This is a genomic window from Sphingobium sp. B8D3B (assembly GCF_025961875.1).
Lineage (GTDB): Bacteria > Pseudomonadota > Alphaproteobacteria > Sphingomonadales > Sphingomonadaceae > Sphingobium.
The window spans coordinates 2292990-2308316 of sequence record NZ_JAOQON010000001.1 but is presented as its reverse complement, the minus strand read 5'-3'; the positions used below and the strand labels follow the sequence as shown (position 1 = coordinate 2308316).

Annotated in this window: 13 protein-coding genes and 1 tRNA gene; 7 read left to right on the top strand and 7 right to left on the bottom strand. The window is 64.6% G+C overall.

Features of this window, described 5'->3' with window-relative positions; all coding sequences use genetic code 11:
* Positions 1–5 precede the first annotated feature (5 nt).
* The 6 genes from M2343_RS10825 to M2343_RS10800 all read left to right on the top strand — a co-directional run bounded on the left by M2343_RS10825 (position 6) and on the right by M2343_RS10800 (position 4701).
* Positions 6–1541, top strand: coding sequence for an SAVED domain-containing protein (locus tag M2343_RS10825; protein WP_264576646.1), 1536 nt, complete (start codon positions 6–8; stop codon positions 1539–1541).
* Between the two features lie 587 nt (positions 1542–2128).
* On the top strand, positions 2129–2650 hold the full coding sequence (locus M2343_RS10820) for a DUF3489 domain-containing protein (protein WP_264576645.1): 522 nt from the start codon (positions 2129–2131) through the stop codon (positions 2648–2650).
* Positions 2647–3045 carry a DUF2924 domain-containing protein gene (locus tag M2343_RS10815; RefSeq protein WP_264576644.1) on the top strand — a complete coding sequence of 133 codons (399 nt, stop codon included), beginning with the start codon at positions 2647–2649 and terminating at the stop codon, positions 3043–3045. Before M2343_RS10820 ends, M2343_RS10815 begins: the two co-directional genes overlap by 4 nt.
* Positions 3038–3958, top strand: a complete 921-nt coding sequence (locus M2343_RS10810) for a recombinase family protein (protein ID WP_264576643.1) — start codon at positions 3038–3040, stop codon at positions 3956–3958. Before M2343_RS10815 ends, M2343_RS10810 begins: the two co-directional genes overlap by 8 nt.
* Positions 3921–4286 (top strand): hypothetical protein, encoded by a 366-nt coding sequence (locus M2343_RS10805; protein WP_264576642.1) that lies wholly within the window; start codon positions 3921–3923, stop codon positions 4284–4286. Before M2343_RS10810 ends, M2343_RS10805 begins: the two co-directional genes overlap by 38 nt.
* Positions 4219–4701 carry a hypothetical protein gene (locus M2343_RS10800; RefSeq protein ID WP_264576641.1) on the top strand — a complete coding sequence of 161 codons (483 nt, stop codon included), beginning with the start codon at positions 4219–4221 and terminating at the stop codon, positions 4699–4701. The genes M2343_RS10805 and M2343_RS10800 overlap by 68 nt, the downstream gene beginning before the upstream one ends.
* A gap of 255 nt (positions 4702–4956) precedes the next feature.
* On the opposite strand, the gene M2343_RS10795 is transcribed toward M2343_RS10800, so the two are convergent.
* Together M2343_RS10795 and M2343_RS10790 are read right to left on the bottom strand one after the other, a co-directional pair.
* Positions 4957–5043 (bottom strand) — tRNA-Leu (locus M2343_RS10795).
* Positions 5044–5197: 154 nt separating this feature from the next.
* Positions 5198–6952, bottom strand: coding sequence for a PAS domain-containing protein (locus M2343_RS10790; protein ID WP_264576640.1), 1755 nt, complete (start codon positions 6950–6952; stop codon positions 5198–5200).
* Between the two features lie 214 nt (positions 6953–7166).
* On the opposite strand from M2343_RS10790, the gene M2343_RS10785 reads away from it, so the two are divergent.
* Positions 7167–8732: a carbon-nitrogen hydrolase family protein gene (locus M2343_RS10785; RefSeq protein ID WP_264574361.1), complete on the top strand. Its 1566-nt coding sequence runs from the start codon at positions 7167–7169 to the stop codon at positions 8730–8732.
* A gap of 3 nt (positions 8733–8735) precedes the next feature.
* On the opposite strand, the gene M2343_RS10780 is transcribed toward M2343_RS10785, so the two are convergent.
* From M2343_RS10780 to M2343_RS10760, 5 genes are all read right to left on the bottom strand, one after another.
* The gene (locus M2343_RS10780) at positions 8736–10238 is read right to left on the bottom strand and encodes a PepSY-associated TM helix domain-containing protein (RefSeq protein ID WP_264576639.1); all 1503 of its coding nucleotides are present in this window, start codon (positions 10236–10238) and stop codon (positions 8736–8738) included.
* Positions 10235–10813: a hypothetical protein gene (locus M2343_RS10775; protein WP_264576638.1), complete on the bottom strand. Its 579-nt coding sequence runs from the start codon at positions 10811–10813 to the stop codon at positions 10235–10237. The genes M2343_RS10780 and M2343_RS10775 overlap by 4 nt, the downstream gene beginning before the upstream one ends.
* On the bottom strand, positions 10810–13080 hold the full coding sequence (locus M2343_RS10770) for a TonB-dependent receptor (RefSeq protein ID WP_264576637.1): 2271 nt from the start codon (positions 13078–13080) through the stop codon (positions 10810–10812). Before M2343_RS10770 ends, M2343_RS10775 begins: the two co-directional genes overlap by 4 nt.
* Before the next feature lie 101 nt (positions 13081–13181).
* The gene (locus M2343_RS10765) at positions 13182–14786 is read right to left on the bottom strand and encodes a GMC family oxidoreductase (RefSeq protein ID WP_264576636.1); all 1605 of its coding nucleotides are present in this window, start codon (positions 14784–14786) and stop codon (positions 13182–13184) included.
* Positions 14787–14814: 28 nt separating this feature from the next.
* Positions 14815–15327: a nuclear transport factor 2 family protein gene (locus M2343_RS10760; RefSeq protein WP_264576635.1), complete on the bottom strand. Its 513-nt coding sequence runs from the start codon at positions 15325–15327 to the stop codon at positions 14815–14817.

Genomic DNA, 15327 nt, shown 5'->3' with positions numbered 1-15327 from the left:
CGACCATGACCGAAGCCGTGACCGTTCGCCGCGACGGCGATACCTTCCAGGCCCGCATGTTCTGGCAGCGCGCCGCGCGGCTGCTCATACCTGAAGCCGCCGTCCGACGCGTCGCCTTCGAGACCGGCCCCAAGAGCTTCGATGATATCTGGGTCGAATATTTCCCGGGCCGTGGGCAGCTCGATCATCAGGGCCTCGCGCTGCTGCGTGAGCATATCCAATGCAAATGGCATGTGGCGCCCGGCAGCTTCGGCTACGCCCAGCTCATCGACCCGGAATTCATCAATGCCAATGCGCGTTCGCTTCTCCAACGCGCGTATACGGCCCGCGAAGCGGCCGGGGAACAGGCCGCCGGGACGCGCTTCAAGTTGCTCACCAACTGGTCGGTGGACCGCAACGACCCGCTGAAGTCTCTGATCGGCATGCGTTCGGGCGCGATCCGCGCCAACCGGCTGTTTGACGGCACGACCGACCGGAGCCAGGTGGGCGGCGTGCGCAAGCTCTGGCGCGATCACCTCGGTCTCGATGACGAAGCGCTGCAGGCGTTCGCGACATCGCTGGCATTCGGCCAGGCCGGCGACAGTCTCGACGATTTGCGCGACCAGCTCGATCTCATCTTCTTCATGGCGGGCATGCGCCGCTTCCCGGCGAGCGAGAGCGCTTTCCCCTATGATGATCTGATCTTTCAATGGATGGCGCAGGGCCGGCTCGAATTCGACCGGGAGTCGCTGCAGGATGCGCTGCGGCGCGAGCGGTTGCTCGCCGGCAGCCAGCCCGCGCCGTTCGTCTTTGGGGTGAAATCCTTTGAACATGCGCTAGATCCGCTCGAGCTACGCTGCACTAAGGTGCTCGACCTGACCCCTGTGTTTGACGACCGGTTCATCCACGATGAAGCGGATTGGGCCACGACGCTTTACCCGCGGCTGGCGGAATTCCTTCGCCAGGCGGCGACGGATGGGGACCGGCTCCGTTTGGCGCTCGACGCCCATGCGACGCTGGCCTTTGCCGCCGGAACGGTTCTGGACATTAAGTGCGGCAGGATCATCGAGCTCGAGCAGCGAAGTCCCAACCGCCAGGTCTGGGCGGCCGACGACAGCGAGCCCACCGCGGACTGGCCAACCCTCGAAACAACCGTTCGAGAATTGGGCCCGGGCGCGGACATCGCCGTCGCGGCGGGCATCACGCATGACATCGCCAACGATGTAGAGACCTATGTCACCGCCAATCTGCCCCAGGTCGGCCGGTTACTCGTGTGTGGCACCAGCCGTGGTCCGGGGCATAACGCGATCCGATCGGGCCGGCATGCATCCGACCTAGCTGCGGCAGTCGTGACTGCGTTTCGGGCGGGAACTCCGTCGCCAAGGGCACATCTGTTTCTTGCGGCCCCCAACAGCTTCAGCTTCTTCCTTGGTCAGCGTCGACCACAATTGAGCAATGTGACACTTTACGAGTTCGATTTCGAAGGCGGCCGAGACAGAAGTTATCGGCCCTCCTTGTCTCTACCCATCAAATGGCCTGCTCGAGAAATTCCGAGCGGCTGAAGAGGGAAAGCTGTGGATACCTAAAGCTCTTCACACACGGAACGTCAGCCAATCAACCGCCGACCCTCTCAACCCGTCAGCCCGCAAAGTTCCAACGCTGATCGATCATACTCATCCTGTTGCTCGTGAATGTAGGGCAGCCTTCTGAGCTGCCATTCACCGCCTTGAACGGCCGCTAAGTTGGCGACCTCGGCTGAAGGGCTCAATGACCTCGGAATGACTGGTGTCGGCGTAAGCTGACGCTCTAAGAACGACACTGAAACGACTGACTTTGGTCGCACGCAGTCCTTGGACTAGGATAAAACGACCGTCCGCTATCTGAGTCTGCGCTCCTGAAAGCAGACTAACCGGATCGTCCCAAAAACAGTCGCGAAACTCTGCTCCCAAAGCAGGTGCGCGATCCGGCTGAACGAACAGCTGCTTTCCTCATTCCTGAGGGAGCACATTCGACTGGACTTGCTCTGAACACCGAGCATTGGTGCTGGTCGAGCCGCTGGAAAGAACTGCGGATATGCCCTGCCGGCTTGGTCGACAGGGCTGTGGGTGGTGGGAGCAGCGCAGTGCTGCTCCGCAAGAGGAGACCACCCATGACCAAGCTCAACGACCTGCAACTCGTTCTGCTGTCCGCTGCTGCCCAACGTGACGATGGCAGCTTGCTGCCACCGCCCGATCATCTCGCGGGCCAGGCAGGCCGGATCCGCAAGGCTATCCCGCCGCTGATCAAGCGGGGTTTGATCGAGGAAGCGGCGACGACCGACCTGCCGAAGGTCTGGCGGGAAGAGGGTGATGATCGCTTCGCGCTTGTCATTACGCAAGCGGGCCGTGCCGCGATCGGCCTGGACAGCGAGCAGAATGCTCAGGCTGAGACTGTTGCTACTGCGGCCGTCGTCACGCCACCGAACCGCACACGGTCAAAATCAGAGCAGGTGCTGGATCTGCTCCGCCGCGCCGGGGGCGCATCGCTTGATGAGCTGGTCGACATGACCGGCTGGTTGCCGCACAGCACCCGCGCGGCGCTCACCGGCATGCGCAAGAAGGGCCACGTGATTACCTTGGACCAGAGTGGTGAGCGGGCCTGCTATCGTCTGGTCGAAAGCGCTGCGGCATGATCCTGGAGGCACGCCTTGATGCTCTGCCGGCGCTGTCGCTGGGTGAACTGCGTGATCAATGGCGATCGTCGCTCAGATCAGAACCGCCGCGGGTCAGCGCCGATCTGCTGCGCCGGCTCTTCGGCTATGCGCTGCAGGAGAAAGCCATGGGAGGGGTGTCGCCCTCCCATGGCCAGGCCCTTCGTCGCCTTGCTGCCGGCAAGGAGAGCGTCCCGCTCAAGAGCGGAATGCATCTTATGCGGCAGTGGAACGGGCGTAGCATCAGCGTCACCGTGGTTGAAGATGGCTATGTGTGGGACGAGCGCTGCTATCGGTCGCTGTCGGCTATTGCCCGCGCGGTAACCGGAACGTCCTGGTCTGGTCCCCGCTTCTTCGGGCTGCATGACCATGGCTAGGCGGCCCAAGGTCGTTGAAGGACCGCGCGGCGCTGTGCGCTGCGCCGTCTATACCCGCAAGTCCAGCGAGGAAGGGCTGGAGCAGGCGTTCAACAGCCTCGATGCCCAGCGCGAGGCCTGCGAGACGTACATCGTCAGCCAACGCCATGAAGGCTGGACCCTGGTCAAGACCGCCTATGACGATGGCGGCTACTCAGGTGGGTCAATGGATCGCCCCGCGCTGGTCCGCCTGCTGGCAGATGTGGAAGCCGGAAAGATCGACGTGATCGTGGTCTACAAGGTCGATCGCCTGACCCGCGCGCTGTCCGACTTTGCCCGCATCGTCGAGATCCTCGATGCCCGAGGCGCCAGCTTCGTCTCGGTCACGCAGGCGTTCAACACCACCAGCAGCATGGGACGGCTCACCCTCAATGTGCTGCTCTCCTTCGCCCAGTTCGAACGCGAGGTCACAGGCGAGCGCATCCGCGACAAGATCGCCGCCTCGAAGAAGAAGGGCATGTGGATGGGCGGCAACCCACCGCTTGGCTATGATGTGAAGGACAGGGCGCTGGTCATCAACCCGGCCGAGGCGAACCAGGTCCGCCACATCATGACCCGCTACCTTGCGCTGGGCTCCCTACAGGCTCTGGTCGAAGAGTTGTTGCGGGATGGCTATCGCACCAGGCAGCTTCACGGCCGGGGCGGCATTGCGTTCAGCCGCGGGGCGCCCTCTCACCTGCTTGGCAGTGCCATCTATCGCGGCAAGGTCGTGCATGAGGGCACGATCTATGACGGCCAGCAAGAAGCGATCGTCGATGAGGTACTTTGGGATGCGGTTCAGCGTCAGCTGGAACAGGGACGCACCCCCCCCGGCCAAGCGGTCTCCCAGGCGCAGCTTGCTCACCGGCCTGATCCACGATGGGGAGGGACGTAAGATGTCACCCAGCCACACGGTCAAGGCCGGCAAGCGCTATCGCTATTATGTAACCCATCCCAACGCGCTCATCGGCAGCAGCGAAAAACCATGGCGGGTCAGCGCGCCGGAGATCGAACGGATCGTCATCGAGCGCCTGAAGGGCTGGCTCATGGATCATCGGGCGATCATCGACATTGCTGGACCCGAGCATGCCGTAGGTGCTGACCAGAGCATCCCGGTCTGCAGCCGATCTGGACAAGGCATCCAGGCGTCCGGCGATGCTGACGATGCTCCTCGGTCGGATCGACATGGCGGAGGAGAGCATCACTCTCACACTCCACCGTGACAAGCTGCTGGCCCTCCTGCGTGTCGATCAGCTGGTGCACGATCACCCGGTGCGACTGACCAGCCGGGCAATCCGCATCCGGCAAGGCAAAGATGTCCGTATAATCGTCAGCGACTCGCAGGATCGGTCAGCGGATACGATCAACAAACCGCTGGTCGCGCTGATCGCTGAAGCCCGAGCGCTGCATCAAGCGCTGCTGAGCTCCCCTGAGCACAGTCTGGCATCGCTTGCTGACGCGCAGGGCAAGTGCCGCAAGCGTTCTGCGCAGCTGATGCGGATCGCGATACTTGCGCCGGACATCGTTGCCCAATGCATCGAGGGCATCCAGCCGGTCTCGCTCACGACCAAAGGACTGCTCAGCATCGATCTGCCGATTAGCTGGAGAAAGCAGCGAGCTTTGCTCGGCTGTAGCTGAACGCCGTCACCCATCTAGGGAAAGCGTCGGCCGGATGTCCTCCGGCCGCTTTTGTTCGACGCCGCGCAGCGCCGACCTGTCGTGAGGTCTGGAAAATGGCCACTGAGATAATCGGATAGAAAGGGCAGCCGGTGCCGGCGCGCTTGGTCTGCAAACCTCAACCGGCGAAGTGTCGGCGCCAAAACGGCGCAGTTCTGCGCGAGTTATGCCATGGTCATAGCAGGGCTAACGAATCTCGGAGAAACACGGACTGTCTGGTGCGGGCGGTCGGACTCGAACCGACAAATCCTTGCGGATGGCGGATTTTGAGTCCGCTGCGTCTACCAATTCCACCACGCCCGCACGGCGCGAACCCCTTGATGCAGCGTGCTGCGGGGATGGCTGGCGCGCCTATATCTCACCTTTTTAGGAAACGCCAGATGCTCGGTGGCGTTCATGGGCCGTGCGTGAGAATAGATCGTCTCACGCCCGCGCCCTGGTCAGCCGGCCTGCGCGATCAGGCTTCCGCGTGGCCGTAATCGGAGCGGTGCCGGCGGGCATCGCCGGCGGTGGGCCGGTTCTTGAGCGCCTGCTCGACCCTGTTGAGCAGTTCGGCCGGGCGATAGGGCTTGCCGATCACATCTTGCGAGATGGTCTGCGGGCCATCGGAGACGAGCTGCTCATTATAGCCGGTGGTCATGAGGATCGCGATGCCGGGCACCAGCTTCACCGCTTCCTCCGCCAGCAAAATGCCATTCAGGCTGCCGGGCATGACGAGATCGGTGAAGAGAAGGTCGACCGGGTCGGCCTCCATCAGGGTCTTCAGCGCCTTGAGACCCTCATCGCCCGAGATGGCGGTCGAGACGCGGTAGCCCGCGCTTTCAAGGATCTCGCGGGACAGGGCCATGACTTCCGGGCTGTCTTCCACCACCAGAATATGGGCCTTGCCGGAGGGACCATCGGCGGGCGCGGCTGCCGTGATGGGGGTAGGCGCGCCCGCGCGATCATCCTCGTCATTCTGCACGGAAACCGGGAAGAGCAGGCGGATCGTGCTGCCGACGCCCTGTTCGCTCTCAATCTCCAGCCGGCCCCGCGATTGCTGCAGGAAGCCGCTGGCCATGGCGAGGCCGAGGCCCGTGCCCTGGCCGGTGGGTTTGGTGGTGAAGAAAGGCTCCGTCGCGCGCTGGGCGACGTGGGCGGGCATGCCTTCGCCCTCATCCGTCACCTCAAGGCTGATATAGTCGCCGGGCGGAAGCTGGCGGGCGGCGGCATCGCCATTGAGATGCAGCTTGCCGGTCGTGATGGTCACCAGCCCACCGGCGCCGCGCATCGCGTCCTTGGCGTTCATCACGATGTTGAGCACCGCCATCTCGAACTGGTCGGGATCCACATGGATGCGCGGCAGGCCCCGCCGCAGGCTGAGGTGCAGTTCGATATCGCTGCCGAGCGCGCTCTCCAGCACATGCACGAAGCTCTGCACGCAATCGCTCACGTCCACCGAGCGGGGCGTGAGGCGCGTCTTGCGGGCGAAAGCGAGCAGCTGTCCGGTTAGCTTGGCGCCGCGCGCGGCGGCGTGCTGCGCATTCTCGATATGCCGCCCGGCCCGCTCATCCTCGATGCGGTTCGAGGCCAGTTCCAGGCTGCCGCCGATGACCTGCAGCAGATTGTTGAAGTCATGGGCAAGGCCAGCGGTCAGTTGCCCGATCGCTTCCATCTTCTGCGCCTGGCGCAGCACCTGCTCGGTTTCGCGCCGCTTGGTGACGTCCAGCTGGCTGGCGAAAAAGTAGAGCAGCTTGCCGGAGACGTCATAGACCGGGCCGATGAACACCGCGTTCCAGAACGGCGTGCCGTCGCGCCGGTAGTTGAGGATTTCGAGCGCGATGGACTCGTGCCGCGCCACGGCATCGCGCAGTTCGGCGATGCGTTCGCGGTCCGTCTCGGCGCCTTGAAGGAACCGGCAGTTGCGCCCGATGATTTCGCTCTCTTCGTAAAGCGTGAGGTCCAGAAATGCCTTGTTGGCAAAGACGATGGGATTGTCCGGCAGATTGGGATCGGTGAGGATCATCGGCATCCGCGTCATTTCGATCGCGGCGAAAAACACGTTGCCCCGTTCGCTCAGGCCCGGCGCGGTGATGGTACGCTCACGCCAGTGATCCTTGCCGCGCACGGTCACCCGGCCTTCGGCTGCTTCAGTGCCCTGATTGTCGTCCGAAGCGGCGGTATCCCCGTTTTCAGCCGCGAAGTCGTTGTGATCGCCCGATTCTATCGCCAAGGTCGCATTCCCTGTGGTTGCCCGCTCCAGCCGTCCGCGACTTTGAAGCCAGCATAACAAACGCTTCAGGACCGAGTGGTTCCCGAAAACCGCCCAGACTGCCCTTGCGTACAGGGGGGTGGCTAGTCGTCCGATTGTCGGGGTGCAAGACGATGTGGGGGCAGCCGGACTGCACGAACATGGACGCTGGGCGCGATCGCGCTATATCGCCTGCATGGCTCATACACAGGCAAAGCTCATCGTCCGTCCCGCGCTCGCCAAGGATGCGCGCGCGATCGCCCGGCTCTCCACCAAGGTCTATGGCAAGGCCGAGGCCATGACCGCCGCGCAAATTCGCGGCCAGATCAATAACTTCCCCGAAGGGCAATTCGTCGCCGATTATGAGGGCACCATCGTCGGCCACTGCGCTACGCTCATCGTCTCGCAGGAGATCGCGTTCGCGCCGCATAGCTGGGGCGAGATCACCGGCGATGGCTTCGGTACGCGCCATGACCCGGAAGGGGACGTTTTGTACGGCATGGAAGTCTGCGTCGATCCCGATTTCCGGCGTTTGCGCATCGGCCAGCGCTTCTATCGCAAGCGGCAGGAGCTATGCCAATATTTCGAGCTGAAGGGCATCGCCTTTGGCGGTCGCCTGCCGGGCTATGCACGGCGCCGCCGGGATTATCCCGATCCACAGGCCTATCTCGATGCCGCGATCGAGCGCAAGCTGCGCGATCCGGTGATCAACTTCCAGCTGGGGCAGGGCTTCCAGGCCAAGGGCATCCTGCCGGACTATCTGCCGGGCGACCGGGACAGCGCCGGCAATGCTGTGCTGATGTTCTGGCCCAATCCGCTGGCGCCGGAGGAGGGCACGGGGCGCGCCCACCATGGCACGCTTAAGCTGCCGTCATCGGTGCGGGTCGCGACGGTGCAGTTCCAGATGCGCGGCATCACGCGGATCGAGCAGTTCGAGGAGCAGGTGGAGTATTTCGTCGACGTCGCGGCGGATTACCGCGCCGACTTCGTGGTGTTTCCCGAGCTCTACACGCTGGAACTGCTCTCCATCTCGCGCGCCAAGCTGGCGCCCAGCGAGGCCATCGGCAAGATCGCGGAATATACCGAGCGTTATTGCGCGTTCATGGAGAAGCTGGCGGTCAGCTACAATATCAACATCATCGGCGGCTCCCACCCCACGCGGGTCGAGAATGGCGATATCCGCAATATCAGCTATGTCTTCCTGCGCGATGGGGCGATGTACACGCAGGAGAAGCTGCACCCCACGCCCTCCGAGCGGCGCTGGTGGAACATCAAGGGCGGCTTTGGCGCCGATGCCATTCCCACCGATTGCGGGCCGATCGGTGTGATGATCTGTTATGATTCCGAATTCCCGGAGCTGGCGCGGCACCTCGTCAATCAGGGCGCGCTGCTGCTGTTCGTGCCTTTCTGCACCGATGAGCGGCGCGGCTATCTGCGCGTGCGCTATTGCTGCCAGGCGCGGGCGGTGGAGAACCAGTGCTATGTCGTGACGTCCGGCGTTGTCGGCAATCTGCCAAATGTCGAGAATATGGATATTCACTATGCCGAGAGCGCGATCCTCACGCCCTCGGACTTCCCCTTCGCGCGCGATGGCGTGGCCGCCGACACCGCGCCCAATACCGAGACGATCGCCATTGCCGACCTCTCGCTGGATGACCTGCTGACCAGCCGACAAAGCGGCGCCGTGCAGAACCTGCGCGACCGCCGCTTCGATCTCTATGGCGTGCAGTGGAAGGAGCCGCGCACCAAGCGGGCCCGCTGATCGTCAGACCGTCGCGGCGGCGGCTACCGGGCGTCTGCGCCGCCCCGCCTTGCTGGCGACGGTGCCAAGCAGGCCCAGGCCCAGCAGACCCACGGCGATATCGACCAGCGCCGCCATGCCGTCGTCCATCCCAGCGAGGGCAGGGTGAGCGAGCGCGATGACGATCAGCACAGCGCCCGTCCCGGCCCGCCCGGCGGCGGAGAGCGCGGCAGGCGTCAGCACGGTGGCGGCCGCAAGCGCGCAGATGCTGATCGCCGCCCATAGGCCGATCAGCGGGCCGACCGATGGCGTCAATAGCGCGAGGAGGGCGGCGGCGCTCAGTGCAAGCGGCTGTCCCCACACGTTGGCCGTCCAGACACGCTCCCAGCCTGGCGCGGGCCGGCCCTTGTCCCGACGCCGGGCTAGCCAGATGTTGACGCCGCCGGCGGCCAGATAGGTCAGGCCGATCCCCAGCGCGGCATAGGCGATCTTGATGAGGCCGCCGCCGAACCAGCCGAAGTGCAGGATGCCAAGCGAGCCTAGAATCTGTTGGCCGATGTTGCTCTGCGCGGCCTTGTGCTCGTAATAGAGCGTGCCGGCGCGGTCGAAGGCGTAGCTGTCGGCATCAGCGAGCCGGGACGAGCCATCCTCCACCTCGAACAGGATGGCTGCACCGGTTTCGGTCGGATGCTCGACGACGGCATAGTCGATCCGGCTGCCCGGCGCGCGCGCGGCAACCTGTGCGAACGATGGGCGCAGGTCGAGCGGCGGGGCGGGGCGGACGTCTTCGGCCGGATGAGGCGGCGTGAAGATGGCATAGACCTTGGCAGTATCGCCCTGGAATACCGCGAGGCCGATGGCGCCGACGATGATCGTGCTGAGGCCGAGCAGCGCGCCGGTCAGAGAGACGGTGATGTGAAAGGGCAGTGCCCATACGCCGATGCGGTTGTGCAGATCGGCTTCCTGCAAGCGCCGTGATCCGCCGAGCCGCAGGTGGAAGGCGTCGCGGAAGATGCGCGGATGCGCCAGTAGGCCGGAAATCAGCGAGGAGAGCAAGGCGACGCCGGTGAGGCCGACGATCAAGATGCCCCAGCTTTGCGGCAGATGCAGGTTGATGTGCAGCCGTGTGAGAAACTTCGTCCAGCTTTCCCGCTGTTCCCCGACGAGCCGCCCGGCCCTGTCGGCGATCCATGTCGTGCGCGTCCCGTCTTCGGCGTCGACCCGCAAGGTGGGCCAGGGGCGGTCTTTGCTCGGCATCACGATGAGCACATGCTCGACCGGTTGCCCGGCGCGGTCGAGCGCCGCGCGATAGGCCGCCTGTGCGGCATCGCCTGAGAAGCTCTCCACCCGTTCGGCGCCGGGATTCTCCCAGCGCTGGAACTCGTTGGCGAACACCGCGATCGCCCCGGTCAAGCAGACCAGATAGAGCAGGGCGGCAAAGGCTAGGCCCAGTCCGCTATGGCCTTTGAGCACGGCGCGGACGAGGTCCGGGGAGGGGAAGCTCTGCTTCTTGGTGCGGCTCGTCATGTGAATCCCTTCAGCATCGCGGTGCCAAAGCCGAGAATGGCGGTGCCGACCAGCACCGCCGTGGCGCGCAGGATGCGGCTGTCCGCCAGGGTCCAGGCCATCGCGCCGCCCCAAGCGAGCGGCACGATCAGCCCGCCGATCAGCAACCGTGTCTGCGGTTCGCCCGGTGCCCAGATGGCATAGCTGATGCCCACGCTCATCGCGGCAACCATGCCGATCGGCCCGGCGAGCGCCCAGCGCAAGGTTGTGCGCCAGGGGCTTGCTGTCCGCTCGGCTGGTTCGGGCGCGAGCGCTTCGCGGCCCTGCCGCCCTGCGCGCGCCGGGCGCAGCGTGTAGCCGGTGGCGATCAGGCCGAACGCCGCCACCGAGAGCAACGTCGCGGCAATGAAGGGACCGCGCGTGCTGCCCAGCACCCATGTCCCCCAGAGCAACGTCACGCAGATCAGCGCCAGGCCGGCGATCCGCCATGGCGCCTTGCCGCTTTTGAGGCTCCATGCCCGGCGCAACGCCCAGACGCCGGCCACGCTACCGGCCAGCATGACGGTCAGCGGGGCAAGAGAGCCGGTTGCGCTCAAAATCCGGCCTCCAGCACGATCCCGACACTCCGCGGCGCGCCGATGGTGGAAAAGCCGGTGAACGAGTTGATATACTGATCGTATTTCTCATTGAGCAGATTGTTGGCGAACAGCGACACGCTCCAGTGATCGGCCGCATAGCCGAGCCGCGCATTGACGACGGTCCGTGCGCTGACGCGGTTGCTCGATTGGGGTTTGGCCACATCCGTAAAGACAGCGCTGCGATAAGAGGCGTTGAGATTGGCATTGAAGCCGCCACCGAAGCGAACATTGGCGCCACCCGCCAGCGTCCAGCGCGGCGCATAGGGGAATTCAAGGCCGGAGAGATCGGTGATCGAGCCCAGATTGGTGACGAAGGAGTCGAACTTGGTGCGTGTATGCCCGAGGCTGGCATACCAGTCGAAGGCGGACGACAAGCGGTGCGCGACTTCCACCTCGAATCCGTAGAGATGCGATTTGCCGGCATTCACCGTGTGCGTATCATAGACGCCGTTGCCGAAATTGGCGGTGGTCTGCTGGTCGGCCCAGTCGATGTAGAAGGCATTGGCGTTGAGCGTGAGTCGGCGGTCGAGCCAGGCCGAGCGCAATGACAGCTCATAATTCCAGGTGAACTCCGGGTCGTAGGCGAAGAGCTGTGATCGGGCGGTGTTGAAGGCGCTGCCGCCCGACCGGTACCCACGCTGCGCAACGAAGGACGTGGCGAGATCCGGCGTCCAGGCCATTTCGATGCCGCCCTTTGGCAGAAAGGCGTTAAAGGTGCGCGCACCGAGCGGCGCCGACCCATTGGCATCGTCCACCAGCCCTAGCACGAAGCCGTTGAGCGCGGTGATCGCGCCACTCAGCGGTGCAGGGTAGAGCGCGGGGTCGGGGAGCGTTCCGACGAACCGGGCGAGGGCGTCGCCACTGATCTGGTTGCGCTCATGATCGTAGCGGAATCCGCCGATCAGCGAGAAGCGGTCGGTCAGCCGATATTTGGCATCGGCGAACACGGCCATGGTTTCCACCTGATTAGGGAACTGCGATGTGTAATCGACCGGAATGGTTGGCAGCGCGGCGGTGTAGATCGTCGCCACCTGCTGCGCGGTCGCGGCGCCGAGGCTGGGCGTCAGCGCAGCGACGATGGTCGCGGCGGGCGTCGGCACCAAGGTCACCTGATGAGAATTGCGATACTCGTCGCGGTGCGAGTAAAAAAGGCCGATCAGCCCGCTGAGCCGGTCGCTTTCATAGCTGAGGCGCAACTCCTGCGTGAAGGTCTCCACACCGCCGGCAATATCGCTGTAAGCGCGGCTCGCAGCGGAGGAATCCCCGTCGTATTTGCGGATGAAATTGGTGTCCGTCCACGTGCCGACGGAGCTAAGCGAAAGGCCGCTGCCGAGGTCGTAGCGCAGGTCGAGCAGCAGCTGATCGTGATTGACATCGGTGCTGTTGGGATAATCGGACGGGTTGGTCCGAGTATCGAAATAATCGCCGACCGACCGGTCGACATAGGTGAATAGATAGCCGCCCTTCGTCTCGAAATGATGGTAGCCAAGGCGCGCCTCGAAGGCGGGCAGGGCGGACGGCGTCCACAGCAGCTTGCCGCGAACCGAGATGGAATCGAGCGGGTTCTCGGGCGCATTGCGGGTGATGTTGTGGATATAGCCGTCCGAATCCCGCTTTTCGGCCGAGACGCGGAACGCCAGTTCGTCGGCGATGATCGGGCCGCCACCGGCGACCGCGAACTGGGTCGTGTTGAAGGAGGAGACGAGGGCGCGGCCCTTCACGCTCCAGTCGAAGGTCGGCTCCTGGGAACGGATATGCACCGCGCCGGCCAGCGCATTGAGACCCTGAATGGTCGATTGCGGACCGCGGAAGATTTCCACCTGCGCCACGTCCCACATATCCGTCGGGCCGTTGGAGAGTACATCCTGTGGCACCGGCGCATGATCGACGAACACCGTGGCCGTCGCTGCCGACCCGCCGCCCGAAACGCCGCGCTGGTCGATGCCGCGGATCGAGAAGCCGGCCGCGCCATAGGTTTCGGAGAGATTGGCGGTGCGCTGATAGATTTCCTGGATCGTCAGGATATTCTCCTGCGCCAGCCGCGCCTGCGTCATGACGCTGACCGAGGCGGTCGTATCCTGCAGGCTGCGAGACATCTTCTCGCCCGTCACCACGATGACGGACGGCTCTTCCGTCGCCGGCGCCGGTGCTTCTTCAGCGGTGGCGGCCGAGGGCGCCGTGAGAGCGGCAAGCAAGGCGGTGGACCGCAACCAAGTACGCTTCATGATTTCCCCTTTTCAATCGGGGCGCGGACTAATTGATAAGGCTATTGCGAGTCAATCGCAAATCGTAGCGCGAGCAAGCGCGTCGCTGGTGCGATGGGTCGTCAGGCGTCGGCCTTCACCAGATCCGCGCCCTTCTCGCCAATCATGATCACGGTCGCATTGGTGTTGGCGCCCGGCACGGTTGGCATGACCGAGGCATCGATGACCCGCAGGCCGGTGACGCCTTTCACGCGCAGCGCGGGGTCGACCACGGCGTCCGGCCCGGTGCCCATGGTGCAGGAGCCGACGGCGTGCTGGCCGATCTCGACCACCTGGCGCACCCAGTCTTCCATCTCGTCATCGCTCTGCACCTGTTCGCCCGGCAGCAGTTCTGTGCCGGTTAGCGCGGCTTGCGGGGCGGTGCGGTAGATGCGGCGGGCCTCGCGGATGCCGCGGATCATGGTCTGCATGTCCCAGCGGTCGTCCATCAGGTTGAGGGTGATGGCGGGGCGGTCGTTCGGGTCGGTGGAGCGGAGTGTCATCCAGCCGCGGCTGCGCTGGTTGAGCACCACCACGCCGCAGGCCAGCTTGTGCACCGGCGCGGGGCGGAAGGGCGGCATCCACAGCCGCGCGCCGAATGTCGCCGGATTGCACATCAGCTGGATGTCCGGCTGCGCCAGCGCCGGATCGGTGCGCAGGATGACATTGCAGCTGTTGAGCTGCGTCGCGAACTTGCCGGTGCCGAGCATCAGCCACTGGACAAAATGGCGCGCGGCCCGGTCGAGCCGCAGTTCCTTGACGAAGGTGACCGGCTTGGTCGCCGCGAACTCCATCATGCAGCAGGGATGTTCGGAGATGTTGCGGCCGACGCCGGGCACATCGGCCTTCACCGCAATGCCCATCTCGGCAAGCTGTGCCGCTGGCCCCACGCCGGAGAGCAGGAGCAGTTGCGGGCTGTTATAGACGCCGCCGCTCAGGATGACCTCGCGGCGCGCCCGCGCCTGCCGCGTCTGTCCGTCTACCGAATATTCGATGCCGACCGCGCGATTGCCGTCGAACAGGATGCGGTGGGCGAGTGCCTTCAGCCGCACGTCCAGATTCTGGCGGCCAAGGGCAGGGCGGATATAGGCCGCCGCAGCGCTCGCCCGTCGCCCGCGCTTGTCGATGGTGACCTCGCCGCGCGCCGGGCCTTCCGCATCCGCGCCATTGATGTCGTCGGTCGCCGGATAGCCGGCCGCCAGCGTCGCCTGTCGCAGCGGCTCGTGGAGGAGATGCCCGGTCTGGATCGGCGCGACATGCAGCGGGCCGCCCACGCCATGATAGGCGCTTTCGCCCCGCCAGCTATCCTCCATGCGCCGGAAATAGGGCAGCACATCGTCATAGCTCCAGCCGCGCGCGCCCATTTGCGCCCAGGTGTCGAAATCATTGGGGTGGCCGCGCATGTAGAACATGCCGTTGATCGAGGATGAGCCGCCGAGCACCTTGCCGCGCGGAATCCAGATCCGCCGGCCATTCAAATGCGGCTCCGGCTCGCCCATGTCGCCCCAGCTCAATTTGGGGTCGGCGATGGTCTTGAGGAAGGCGAGCGGCATGGCAATGTCCAGCCGCTTGTCGCTGCCGCCCGCCTCCAGCAGCAGGACCGACGTGCCGGGGTTTTCGCTCAGCCGCGATGCGACCACGCATCCCGCCGATCCCGCGCCCACCACGATATAGTCGAATTCATCCATCTCGTTCGGTCCGCCTGCCTGAATTGCTTCAATTCTGTCTGTCGTACAGCAGCCCCTTGAGCGGGGGTGGCAGCGGCCGACCTTCCCGCGCGCCCGTCTGCCCCGCAAAGCCCGCGAGGATCGGGCCGGACCAGTCGCGGATCGTGCGCTGGGCCATGCGCCACACGCCATCCTCCTGCCGGAAGATGTCCTCATAATAGCCCATCACGTGCAGGGCGTGCGGGCCATCGCCCTGGCGCAGGGCCACGGCGCCATAGGAGATCGCCCGCGCGCCGCCTTCGCAGGGCGTGACGATGATGTTGGTGACATGATGCTGCCGCCCCGCCGAAGCGGGCTGATCGCGAATGAAGGTCGCGAAATGGCGGATGGCGTCGGCGCCCTGCCAGCGCAACGGCGTCTCGAACGCATCCCAGATCAGCAGACCGTCGCGGGTGAAGCAGCCCACGAAAGCGTCGACATTGCCGGTATCGAGCGCCCAGGCATAATGGGCGATGGCATCGCGGATGCCGAACTGATCGTCGGCGGAAAGGCGCGTGGTCAT